We start from the raw sequence: 11,268 nt of genomic DNA on the forward strand, positions 1-11,268 counted from the left end.
CGCACGAGGGGCGCTCGAGGCACGGACGTCGCCGTGGCCGCGCCGTCAGCCAGCGTCGGCCGCGAGCCCGGCGGCGCGGGGCTCGGGCACCCCGAGCAGGAGCAGGGTCGTGACCGTCACCGCCCGGACGGCCGCAGTGCCCTCCGGGAGCTCGTGGTCGGCGATCGCGAAGAGGGCGGACCAGGCGATGCGGCTGAGGACGTCCGCCGGCAGGTGGCGGCCGAACACGCCGCTCGCCTGCCCCCGCGCCACGAGGCCCGCGAGGACCTCCTCCACCGGTCCGAGCAGGGCGTGGATGTCCGGTCCGTGCTCGCCGCGCCGGAGCACCACCAGCACCCGGTAGCGGTCCACGACGGGCCACAGCCGGGCGATGAACCGCGCCCACACCTCGTCGGCCGGCCGCCCGGCGTCCTCGACCTCGTCGAGCACTGCGGCGATCTCCCCGACCGCCCGCTGCCCGAGGTCGCGCACCAGTTCGGTACGCGACGGGAAGTGCCCGTAGACCGTGCGGCGCACGACGCCGGCAGCGGACGCGATCTCGCCCATGCCGGCGTCGGGGTCCTCGCCGAGGACGACGCGCGCGGCCTCGAGGACGCGGTCGCGGGTGGCGCTCACCGGCGGGCGGCGAGCGGGGGCGGTGTCCACGCGGCCATGGTTGCACATCGGTGTGCAACGGGACTAGATTGCACAGCGGTGTGCAGTACGGGCCCGTGCTCCTCCGCCGTCAGCGACCTGCCCCCGTCAAGGAGTCCTCCCATGACCTCACCTGCGTCCGCGGCCCTCGTCCGCCCCTTCCGCGTCTCCATCCCCGCTGCCGACCTCGCCGACCTCCGGCAGCGCCTCCTGGGCACCCGGTGGCCCGCCGAGGAGACCGTCCCCGACTGGTCCCAGGGCGTGCGCACCCAGCACCTGCGCTCGCTCGTCGACACCTGGGCGACCGACTACGACTGGCGGCGGTTCGAGGAGCGGCTGAACGGCGTGCCGCAGTTCCTCACCAGCATCGACGGGCTGGACATCCACGTCCTGCACGTCCGGTCGGCGAACCCCGGCGCGCTGCCGCTCCTGCTCACGCACGGGTGGCCCGGCTCCGTCGCCGACTACCTCGAGCTCGTCGGGCCCCTCACCGACCCCGCGGCGCACGGCGGCGACCCCGCCGACTCCTTCGACGTCGTCATCCCCTCGCTGCCGGGCTTCGGGTTCTCGGGGAAGCCGACCGGTACGGGGTGGAGCGTCCCGCGGATCGCGCGCGCCTGGGCCGAGCTCATGCACCGGCTCGGGTACGAGCGCTGGGCCGCGCACGGCGGCGACTGGGGCGCGGCCGTCACGACCGCCCTGGGAGCACTGCGGCCCGAGGGGCTGCTCGGCGTCCACCTCACCACGCCGTTCGCCGTCCCGGCGCAGCTGCCCAGCACGCTGTCGCCCGAGGAGCAGGCCGCCGTCGACAGCCTCGCGCACTACACCGGCGAGCTGGGCGGCGCGAACCACCTGCAGGGGACGAAGCCGCAGACCGTGGGCGTCGCGCTCGCCGACTCCCCCGCGGGTCAAGCAGCGTGGATCTACGACAAGCTCCAGTCCAAGTCCGACAACGCCGGCCTCGCCGAGGACGCGATCAGCACCAGCACCATCCTCGACGCGATCTCGCTCTACTGGTTCACCAACACCGCGGCGTCGTCCGCCCGGATCTACTGGGAGAACACGGGGAGCGGCTTCGCCGGGCCGACGCTGACGCTGCCGGTCGCCGTCACGGTGTTCCCGCGCGACGTCCCGCGCCTGCCGCGCAGCTGGATCGAGGCCGCGTACCCCGACCTCGTGCACTACGGCGAGGCGCCGCGGGGCGGGCACTTCGCCGCCCTCGAGCAGCCGGAGCTCCTCGTGGAGGAGCTGCGGACGGGCCTGCGCAGCCTGCGCAGGGGTGGCGGGAAGCAGGGCTGAGGGACGCTCAGTCGTCCCGCAGCCGCAGCTCGTCCGCCTGACGCGGGGACACCGCCCCGCCGTGCACGCGGACGAGCGCGCCCTGCTGCTCCAACGCCTCGAGGTCGCGGCGCACCGTGTACGCGGACACCCCCAGCAGCCGGGCCAGCTCCGCGGCGCTCGCGGTGCCGGACGCGTCGACCCGCTCACGGATCTCGCGTCGTCGCAGCTCGGGCAGCACGGCACTCCTCGGATCGTGGACGGGCGGGCGAGCTGACCCGGCCACGACGCTCAGGTCGTGGCGGGCGGGGGCGCGGTGCTGCTGCGCACGACGAGCCGCGTGGCGACGAGGGTGGCGCCGCTCGGCACGTCCTCGTCGTGCAGCTGCTGCAGCACCCGCTCCACGCAGAGGCGCCCTACCTCGGTGAAGTCCTGGTGCACGGTCGTCAGCGGCGGGAAGTACCCGGCGGCGTCGGGCACGTCGTCGAAGCCGACGACGCTGACGTCCTCGGGCACGTGGCGGCCGGCCTCGTGCAGCGCGCGCAGGACGCCTAGCGCCATCTGGTCGTTGGCCACGAACACCGCAGTGCACGAGGGCTCCCGGGCCAGCTCGAGCCCTGCGGCGTAGCCGGACTCGGCCGTCCAGTCGCCGCGCAGCACGCGGGGCACCCGCTTGCGGCGGCGCCGCAGGGCCTCCCTCCACGCGTCCGTGCGCCGGCCGCTCGCGTACGAGCCCTCCGGGCCGGCGACGTGCCAGACGGTCCGGTGGCCGAGGTCCAGCAGGTGCTCGACCGCTTGCCGGGTGCCGTCGGCCTGGTCGGTGTCGACCACGGTGTAGTGCTCGCCGGCGTCGCTGTCGACGACCACCACCTTCGCGCCCGGGGGCAGGGTGACCGTGGCGGCATCGAGCAGGTGGTTCTCGATGATGACGACCACGGCATCGACCGCGAGCTCGCCCAGCCGGGTGAAGGCGCCGCGGACGCGCTCCTGCGTCGGCGCGGTCACCGGCAGCAGGGTGATGGCGTAGCCCGCCTCGGCCGCCGAGTGGGCGATCGCGTCCACCGTGCGGACGTTGCCGGTGGTCACGAGGTTCGAGAGGATCACGCCGATCGTCCGGAACGATCCCCACTTCAGCGCCCGGGCGGCCCCGTTGGGGCGGTAGCCCAGCTCGGACATCGCGGCGAGGACCTGCTGGCGCGTCGACTCGACGACTCCGGCGTGCCCGTTGGAGACCCGGGAGACCGTCTGCGACGAGACGCCCGCGAGCTTCGCGACGTCCGCCATCGAGACGCGGCGCACCCGCTCGGGGCGGGTCCGCTGCTGCGCCTGCTCGGGCACCGTCACGGTGGCACCGCCCCCCTTCCCTGGACTCCGGCCGTCAGTATGCCCGGGCGGCGCCAGTAAGGGGGCGACCCGAACGAAGTCGGGCCGCCCCGCCCCGTCACGTCGCCGTCACGTCGAAGCCCTGCTGCTTGCCGTACTTCACGATCGCGTCCTGCCAGGCCTTCAGCCCGTCGTCGAGACTGCCGCCGCCCTGGTACGCCTTGCCCACGGTGTCCCCGAAGACGCTGTTGGCGTAGACCTGGTAGGGCAGGTAGTTCCAGCCCGCGGACACGGTGTTCGCCGCGCCCTGCAGCACCTCGTTGATGGCCTGGCCGGAGAAGTAGGCCGGCTTGGTGGCGACGAACTCCGGAGACGACAGGTCGGCCTTGGTGGCGGGGAAGCCGCCGTTCGCGAGGAACACCTTGATGCTGTCCGGGCTGGCGTTCAGCCACTTGAGGAACGCGGCGGCGAGGTCAGGGGTCTTGCTCTGCTTCATGACGGACTCGGCGCTGCCGCCGTTGTTGGCCGTGACGGGCTTGCCGTCGTAGGTCGGGATGGGCGCGACCGCCCAGTCACCGCTCGCCGCCTTGACCGAACCCTCCAGCACCCCGGGCATCCATGCCCCGGTGACGAGCGAGGCGATCTGCCCGTTGCCGAGCTGCTTGTACCAGTCGTCCGTCCAACCCGGGGTCGGCGAGAGCAGCTTGCCCTGGATGAGCTGGCTCCAGACCGCGGTCCACTTCTTCGTGCCCGGGTCCTGCAGGTCGACGCTCACCTTCGTGCCGTCGGTCCGGAACGGGCGCCCGCCGGCCTGCCAGATGAGGCTCGTCGTCATACCGGCGTCGCCGGTGTCGGACGTGATGTACGCCTTCGGGTCGGCCGCGTGGATCTTCTTGGCGGCGGCGACGTACTCGTCCCAGGTCTTCGGGACGGCGACGCCGTCCTTGGCGAAGACCTTCTTGTTGTAGAACAGGGCCATGGGCCCCGAGTCCTGCGGGAGGCCGTAGACCTTCCCGCCGATGCTGACGGAGCCGAAGGTGCCCGCGCCGTACCGGTCGGCGAGGCTGGAGAAGCCGTAGCCCGAGAGGTCCAGCAGCGAGTCCGAGAGGGCGAACTGAGGGAGCGCGAAGTACTCGATCTGCGCGACGTCGGGAGCGCCCGAGCCGGCCTTCACGGCGTTCTGCAGCTTCGTGTACTCGTCGTTGCCGGTGCCGGCGTTGACGAGGTTCACCTTGACCTTGGGGTACGCCGCCTCGAAGGCCTTCACCTGTGCCTGGGCCGAAGGTGTCCAGGTCCAGTAGGTGAGCTCGCCGCCCTTCTGCAGCGCGGCGGCGAGCTTGTCGGAGCCGCCAGCCCCTGCAGCAGCGGCAGAACCGCCGCTGCTCGTGGAGCTTGCGGTGTCCGAGCCACTGCTGCTGCCACAGGCCGCGAGCGCCAGACTGGCGGCGGTCGCCAGCCCGACGAGGCCGACGGACGTGCGGGTCTTGCGGGACATGGGTGTCCCTCCACTTCGTTGTGCGGGGTGGGATGGGGAAGGGGTCTACTGCTTGACGCTGCCGGCCGACAGGCCGGACTGCCAGTAGCGCTGCAGCAGCAGGAACGCCGCGACGATCGGCAGGATGGTGAGCAGGGAGCCGGTCACCACGAGGTTGTAGATGGGGTGCGCCGCCACTCCGGTGGCCTGGGCGCTCCACTGGTTGAGCCCGACCGTCAGCGGATACCACTTCGGGTTGCTCAACATGATGAGCGGCAGGAAGTAGTTGTTCCACGTGGCGACCACGGCGAAGAGCAGCACGGTCACGATGCCCGGGGAGAGCAGGCGCACCGCGATGGTGAAGAAGATGCGGATCTCCCCGGCGCCGTCGAGGCGGGCCGCCTCGAGCAGCTCACCGGGGACCGCGTCCACGGCGTAGGTCCAGATGAGGTAGAGGCCGAACGGGCTCACGAGCGAGGGCAGGATGATGGCGAACGGCGTGTTGGTCAGCCCGATCTTGCTGAACAGCAGGAAGGTCGGCACCGCCAGCGCTGTCCCGGGGATCGCGATGGCGCCCAGCACCACGGCGAACACCGCACGGCGGCCGGGGAAGGCGTACTTCGCCATGCCGTAGCCCGCGACGGTGGCGAGCACGGTCGCCCCACCCGCGCCGAGCACGACGTAGAGCAAGGTGTTGCCGAGCCAGTGCAGGAAGATGCCGTGGTCGTAGGTCAGCGTCTCGCGGATGTTGCCGAAGAGCCGGAAGTCGCCGAACCACAACCCGAAGCTGGACAGCAAGGAGTCCTGGGACTTCGTCGCGTTGATGACGAGGTAGGCGAGGGGGACGAAGGAGTAGGTGACGAACAGCGCCATGACAGCCGTCAGCGCGAGGGACTTGCGCTGCCTCGGGGAGCGGCGGGCGGACGCGCGGTGCGCGGCGATGCTCATCGGTCCTCCTCGCGGGTGCCGCGTGCCTGCACGGTGTAGGCGATGACGGCGGTGATGACGCCCATGACGATCGCGACGGTGGCTGAGTAGTTGTACTGCTGGCCGGCGAAGGAGAGGTTGTAGGCGTACATGTTCGGGGTGAACGCCGTCCCGATGACGTTGGGGGCGAACACCTTGAGCAGGTTGGGCTCGTTGAAGAGCTGGAAGCTGCCGATGATCGAGAAGATCGTGGCGATGACGATCGCTCCGCGCAGGGCTGGGAGCTTGACCGAGACGATCGTCCGGAGGGCGCCGGCGCCGTCGATCTCCGCTGCTTCGTACAGCTCGCCAGGGACGATGCGCAGTGCAGAGTAGAAGATCAGCATGTTGTAGCCGAGGTACTCCCACGTCACGACGTTGCCGATGGAGGCCAGCACGACCTTCGGGCTGAAGGGGTGGAGCACCGCTGAGCCGAGCGCGTCGTTGAGCGAGCCGGTGAGCCCGAAGCGGGGTCCGTAGATGAAGCCCCAGATCAGCGCGGCGACCACCCCCGGCACGGCGTAGGGCAGGAAGAGCGCGATCCGGAAGAACGACGGCAGGAAGAGCTTCGCACTGTCGATCGCGAGCGCGGCGACGAGCGCCAGCCCGAGCATCACCGGCACCTGCACGGCGAGGAAGAGCAGGGCGCGCAGGAAGGCGTGCCAGAAGTCGCTGTCGTGCAGCACCTCCTCGTAGTTCGAGAACCACACGAGGTGGTTGCCGCCGATGAGCTGCTTGCGGTGCAGGCTGAGGAAGAACGCGTAGCCGATGGGGACGAGCAGCATCGCCACGAGGACCAGCACGAACGGCCCGACGAACAGCCACCCGGTCCAGGACCGCTTGCTCCGTCGGGTCCGCACTGCCACGGGTGGTGCCGAGCGTTCCGCGAGGACTGTGGGCGCCATCGACCCTCCACCATGTTTACGCAACCGTCTTCGGCAGAGTAGCGTGTTTACGTCAACATACAAGCCCTCCATGCGAAGGACCGCGATGGCCCGCACGTTCGAGATCGGCGAGCAGGACTTCCTCCTCGACGGCAAGCCCTTCCGGATCCTGTCGGGCGCCCTGCACTACTTCCGCGTGCACCCCGACCAGTGGGAGGACCGGATCCGCAAGGCGCGCCTGCTGGGTCTCAACACCGTCGAGACCTACGTGGCGTGGAACGCGCACGCGCCGGACCCCGACGTGTTCGACCTCTCCGGAGGCCTCGACCTCGGTCGCTTCCTCGACCTCGTGCACGCTGCGGGACTGCTCGCGATCGTGCGGCCCGGCCCCTTCATCTGCGCCGAGTGGGACGGAGGAGGCCTGCCCGCGTGGCTCTTCCGCGACCCCGCCACCGGTGTGCGCGGCCACGAGGAGCGCTACCTCGCCGCGGTCGACGCGTACCTCGAGCGGCTCGCACCCGTGCTCGTGCCCCGCCAGGTCGAGGCCGGCGGGCCCATCGCGCTCGTGCAGGTGGAGAACGAGTACGGCGCGTACGGCGCGGACCAGGACTACCTGCGCCACCTGGTGGAGCTGTACCAGCGGGTCGGGCTCACGGTGCCGTACACCACGGTCGACCAGCCCACGGACGAGATGCTGGCGGCGGGCAGCCTCCCCGAGCTGCACAAGACCGCGTCGTTCGGCTCGCGCCCTGCCGAGCGGTTGGCGACGTTGCGGCGGCACCAGCCGACAGGCCCGTTGATGTGCGCGGAGTTCTGGAACGGGTGGTTCGACGCGTGGGGCGAGCACCACCACACGACCGATGCCCAGCAGTCCGCCGCCGACCTCGACGAGCTGCTCTCCCTCGGTGCGTCGGTCAACCTCTACATGCTGCACGGCGGCACGAACTTCGGCTTCACCAACGGCGCCAACGACAAGGGCGTCTACCGGCCGACGGTGACGAGCTACGACTACGACGCGCCGCTCGACGAGGCCGGGCACCCCACCGCGAAGTTCTGGGCGTTCCGCGAGGTGCTCGCACGCCACACCGTCGTCCCGGACGAGGAGATCGCTCCCGCCGCTCCCGCTCCCGCCCTCCGGGTGCCGGTGCAGCGCGTACGCGCCCTGTCCGACGCCCTGGGCGAGCTGGGCACCTGGCGGCGGGGGACCAGGCTGCCGTCCTTCGACGACCTCGGCCACTGGTCCGGCTTCGCGGTCTACCGCACGCGACTGCCGCACGGTGCAGGTGGTGTGCTCGAGCTGGGTGAGGTGCGCGACCGCGCCCTGGTCAGCGTGGACGGCCGCCCAGTGGGGGTCCTGGCCCGCGACTCGCACGAGCGGAGGCTGTCCCTCCCGCCTGGGGAGGTCCTCGAGCTGCTGGTGGAGGACCAGGGCCGGGTCAACTACGGCGCACGCATCGGCGAGGCGAAGGGCCTGGTCGGGCCGGCCCGCGTCGACGGCGCGCCCCTGCGGGACTGGGAGGTCATGCCGCTGGAGCTGGACCGTGCGGCCGAGGCGCTGTCCGGGGCGCCAGGACCGCGGTCAGCACTGAGCGCTGGGCCGGTCCTCGTGGGCACCACCTTCGACGTCGCGAGCGCTCCGGCGGACCTGTTCCTCGACACCTCCGGCTGGGGCAAGGGCGTGGCATGGGTCAACGGCTGGCCGCTCGGCCGCTACTGGTCGCGCGGACCGCAGACGACGCTGTACGTGCCCGGCCCCGTCGTCCGCGAGCGCGGCAACGAGCTGGTACTGCTCGAGCTCCACGCCGCGCGCGACTCCGTGTCGTTCGTGGAGGGACTGCGCCTCGGCCACACCGAGGCCTGAGCCGCCCGGCCGGTCTCGCGCACGACGGCGGCCGGGTCGGGGACGCTCCCCGGCCCGGCCGCCGCGCTCGTGCGCCTGGCTCAGCTGGTGGACCAGCTCTGCCCCGACCGCCCGTCGCAGGTGCCGACCTCGACCGCGGTGCCGTTGCCGGTGCCGCCGCCCACGGTCTCGAGGCACAGGCCCGGGTAGCCGACGCTCGCGATCGCGCCGCTCTCCTGCACCTGCCAGTGCTGGGCCGCGGAACCGTCGCAGGGCCGGATCTCCGCCGCGCTGCCCGCAGTCCCCGCGACCGGCTGGACGCAGCTGCCGCCGTAGATGCGCAGCTCGCCCGCTGCCGTCACGTCGAAGGCCTGGTTGCCCCCGCCGTTGCACTCCCACAGGTCGAGCGCCGTACCCGGCGTGGTGGCGAAGCCGGGCACGTCGAGGCAGCGTCCCGCGGCGACGTTGGTGACGGGACCACCGGGAGGAGCGGCCGGCAGGTCGTTGACCGGCTCGTGCGTGCCGTAGCCCCAGCCCCAGCGCAGCTGCGCGACGCCGCTGGCGTTGTTGTCGATGAGCTTCCCGCTCGTCGTCAGCGACTCGATGGAGTACGAGTCGCCGGTGCGCAGGCCGGGCCAGTAGACGATGCCCATGTGGCGCGCACGGGCGATGTCCGTCGTCGCGGCGAAGTAGGCGGTGGACGTGTTGCCGTCGTGCGCGCCGTAGTTCAGCCCGGTGGTCATCGGAGAGCCTGCCTCGTCGATGATCGTGCGCCCTGAGTACGCGCCGATGCGCGGCTCGAGGTTGGCGACCCACTCGGCCTCGGTCGTCGCGCTGCCCCAGAAACCGTAGAAGTGCAGCGACAGCAGAGTCCCGTCGAGGGCCGCTGTGCCGCCTACGCCGGTGACGTCGTCGTTGTAGCCCGTGCCGGAGATGACGACGCGGCCGCGGGGGACGTCAGCGTGGCGGGCGAGCCAGCCCGACGTGACGGAGACCCACTGCGCGAGCGTGTAGCCGTGGGGTTCGTTCATCGGCTCGAAGTAGACGCGCGGGTTGCCCTCGTACGCCTCCACCACGGTGTCCCACATGGTGTTCCACGCCGCGGTGTCGTCGACCTTGCCGTCCTTGCTGGTGTCGGCCTCCCAGTAGCTGAGGATGACCTTGTCCCCGCGGTCGGTCGCAGCGTCGATCGCGCCGCGGTACGAGTCCCACCATGCGGTACCCACGCTCGCCGGGTTGACGGGCAGGCGCAGGGTGTTCGCGCCGAGGTTGCGCTCGAACCCCTTGGTGATGTCGCGAGCCTTCGCGTAGACCGTCCGGTAGCTGTCGGCCGTCGAGAGGCCACTGGGGACGACGGCATCGCTGGCGTAGTTGTCCCGCGGGTCGGCCCAGTTGACGCCGCGGAAGTCGTTGGTGCCGGCCTTCGGGACCTCGAGATGGCTGGCCGAGGCGACGGCGGCAGGGCCGAGGACGACGGCCGCGGCCGTCATCGCGACAGCCGCTCGCCGCAAGCGCGGAGCGAGGCGGGGGGTACGGATCACGAGCTCCTCCTTGAGTCATGGTTGCGTAAACAGCGGTCATGGTCGCTCCTCTGTGGCGGCGCGTCAAGACGGCGCCGCGTCCGGTTCGTGTGCTTCTCGGAGCAAGGGGCCTCCGGGGCCGGCCTTGACAGCCCGTGTCGGCGCAGCACACACTCGTGAGGCTGTTTGCGCAAACATGCCAAGCAGCAGCGACGTCCTCGTCGCCACGCGCTCGAGTCGAGGGAGACTCCGTGCTACCTCCGCGTACCCGCGTCCGGCTGCTCACCTCCGCCGCAGCGGCCCTGCTCGCGGCGCCCCTGGTCACCGCGGTCGGCGCCCCCGACGCGGCCGCGGCGACCAGCGGCATCCGCGGCGTCAACTGGGCTGACGCCCGCGACAACTACGTCGCCGGGTGGGTGATCCCGACCGGACTGACCGCGTCCGACACGTACGCGACGGTGCGCAGCAAGGCCGCCGGCATCCTCGGCGGCTTCCAGTCCCAGCTCGGGGCGAACACCGTGCGGCTGCCCGTGAACCCCCAGTCCGTCAGTTCGTCCTGGTGGGCGAGCTACAAGGGGGCGATCGACGAGGCGCGCGCCCGGGGCATGAGCGTGGTCCTGGGCTACTGGGAGGCTGACACCAGCAAGGACGGCACGATCGACGACACGGCCGCCTGGAACGCCATGTGGGACACCGTGGTCACGGACTACGGCAGCGACAGCGGCGTGTCCTTCGAACCGATGAACGAGCCGTTCGGCTACAGCCTCAGCGCGTGGACCTCGGTCGCTTCCGGATGGCTCTCCCGCCACGCGAGCGTCCCGCGCGGCCGGGTGCTCGTCAGCGGCACTGGCTACGACGACGACGTCACCGGGGTCTGCGCCGCGAGCGCGCTGTCAGGAACCCTGCTGGCCCTGCACTTCTACGGCTACTGGGCGAACGACACGACCCGCTCCGCCTGGACCACCAACCTCAGCGGGCGCATCGGGAGCTGCGGCTCTCGCACGGTCATCGACGAGGCGGGCGCTCCCATGACCACCGGGCTGCAGTACAGCGGCGGCCCGCAGGACGGCAACACCTCCACCGCGTACTTCGCTGCCACGACGGACTACGCGCGCGCGAACGGGATCGGGCTGGTCTACTGGCCGGGGCTGCGGTCGGGTGACACGTACTCCATCACCAGGCAGAGCGGGTCCGGGCTCGCGGTGAACAATGCCTCCGGCGTCACACAGCTGCGGTGGGGCTGGGGGCTCTGAGCGGACGTCCTCCGCGGACGGGCCCACCACCCTATAGGGTCCCCAGCCACTTGTCCGCGTGTGAGCGTGAGTTGGCGGCTCGTCTCGAGCTCTTGTC

10 protein-coding genes are annotated in these 11,268 nt (G+C 71.5%); 3 read left to right on the top strand and 7 right to left on the bottom strand.

Annotated elements, in window-relative coordinates; translation table 11 throughout:
- Positions 1-45 precede the first annotated feature (45 nt).
- Positions 46-645 (bottom strand): TetR/AcrR family transcriptional regulator, encoded by a 600-nt coding sequence (locus EV189_RS01740; RefSeq protein ID WP_231115971.1) that lies wholly within the window; start codon positions 643-645, stop codon positions 46-48.
- 111 nt (positions 646-756) lie between these two features.
- On the opposite strand from EV189_RS01740, the gene EV189_RS01745 reads away from it, so the two are divergent.
- Positions 757-1,932: an epoxide hydrolase family protein gene (locus EV189_RS01745; RefSeq protein WP_130491226.1), complete on the top strand. Its 1,176-nt coding sequence runs from the start codon at positions 757-759 to the stop codon at positions 1,930-1,932.
- 7 nt (positions 1,933-1,939) lie between these two features.
- On the opposite strand, the gene EV189_RS20900 is transcribed toward EV189_RS01745, so the two are convergent.
- The 5 genes from EV189_RS20900 to EV189_RS01770 all read right to left on the bottom strand — a co-directional run bounded on the left by EV189_RS20900 (position 1,940) and on the right by EV189_RS01770 (position 6,579).
- On the bottom strand, positions 1,940-2,152 hold the full coding sequence (locus EV189_RS20900; protein WP_165400073.1) for a DeoR family transcriptional regulator: 213 nt from the start codon (positions 2,150-2,152) through the stop codon (positions 1,940-1,942).
- A 50-nt stretch (positions 2,153-2,202) separates the two neighbouring features.
- The gene (locus EV189_RS01755; protein ID WP_130491900.1) at positions 2,203-3,195 is read right to left on the bottom strand and encodes a LacI family DNA-binding transcriptional regulator; all 993 of its coding nucleotides are present in this window, start codon (positions 3,193-3,195) and stop codon (positions 2,203-2,205) included.
- Positions 3,196-3,352: 157 nt separating this feature from the next.
- Entirely contained in the window at positions 3,353-4,729 is a 1,377-nt protein-coding gene (locus EV189_RS01760) for an ABC transporter substrate-binding protein (RefSeq protein WP_130491228.1), read from the bottom strand.
- A gap of 45 nt (positions 4,730-4,774) precedes the next feature.
- On the bottom strand, positions 4,775-5,656 hold the full coding sequence (locus EV189_RS01765) for a carbohydrate ABC transporter permease (protein WP_130491229.1): 882 nt from the start codon (positions 5,654-5,656) through the stop codon (positions 4,775-4,777).
- Positions 5,653-6,579 (bottom strand): carbohydrate ABC transporter permease, encoded by a 927-nt coding sequence (locus EV189_RS01770; RefSeq protein ID WP_130491230.1) that lies wholly within the window; start codon positions 6,577-6,579, stop codon positions 5,653-5,655. Before EV189_RS01770 ends, EV189_RS01765 begins: the two co-directional genes overlap by 4 nt.
- Positions 6,580-6,649: 70 nt before the next feature.
- Between EV189_RS01770 and EV189_RS01775 the strand changes: the two genes are divergently transcribed.
- Positions 6,650-8,419, top strand: coding sequence for a glycoside hydrolase family 35 protein (locus tag EV189_RS01775; RefSeq protein WP_231115974.1), 1,770 nt, complete (start codon positions 6,650-6,652; stop codon positions 8,417-8,419).
- A gap of 80 nt (positions 8,420-8,499) precedes the next feature.
- On the opposite strand, the gene EV189_RS01780 is transcribed toward EV189_RS01775, so the two are convergent.
- Positions 8,500-9,888, bottom strand: a complete 1,389-nt coding sequence (locus EV189_RS01780) for a ricin-type beta-trefoil lectin domain protein (RefSeq protein WP_130491901.1) — start codon at positions 9,886-9,888, stop codon at positions 8,500-8,502.
- Positions 9,889-10,169: 281 nt separating this feature from the next.
- On the opposite strand from EV189_RS01780, the gene EV189_RS01785 reads away from it, so the two are divergent.
- Positions 10,170-11,171: a glycoside hydrolase family 5 protein gene (locus EV189_RS01785; RefSeq protein WP_231115976.1), complete on the top strand. Its 1,002-nt coding sequence runs from the start codon at positions 10,170-10,172 to the stop codon at positions 11,169-11,171.
- Positions 11,172-11,268 lie beyond the last annotated feature (97 nt).

Source organism: Motilibacter rhizosphaerae (assembly GCF_004216915.1).
Classification (GTDB): Bacteria; Actinomycetota; Actinomycetes; order Motilibacterales; family Motilibacteraceae; genus Motilibacter; species Motilibacter rhizosphaerae.

Coding starts and splice junctions, on each gene's coding strand:
- EV189_RS01745 (WP_130491226.1), top strand. CDS start 757: ATGACCTCACCTGCGTCCGCGGCCCTCGTCCGCCCCTTCCGCGTCTCC.
- EV189_RS01755 (WP_130491900.1), bottom strand. CDS start 3,195: ATGGCGGACGTCGCGAAGCTCGCGGGCGTCTCGTCGCAGACGGTCTCC.
- EV189_RS01760 (WP_130491228.1), bottom strand. CDS start 4,729: ATGTCCCGCAAGACCCGCACGTCCGTCGGCCTCGTCGGGCTGGCGACC.
- EV189_RS01765 (WP_130491229.1), bottom strand. CDS start 5,656: ATGAGCATCGCCGCGCACCGCGCGTCCGCCCGCCGCTCCCCGAGGCAG.
- EV189_RS01770 (WP_130491230.1), bottom strand. CDS start 6,579: ATGGCGCCCACAGTCCTCGCGGAACGCTCGGCACCACCCGTGGCAGTG.
- EV189_RS01775 (WP_231115974.1), top strand. CDS start 6,650: ATGCGAAGGACCGCGATGGCCCGCACGTTCGAGATCGGCGAGCAGGAC.
- EV189_RS01780 (WP_130491901.1), bottom strand. CDS start 9,888: ATGACGGCCGCGGCCGTCGTCCTCGGCCCTGCCGCCGTCGCCTCGGCC.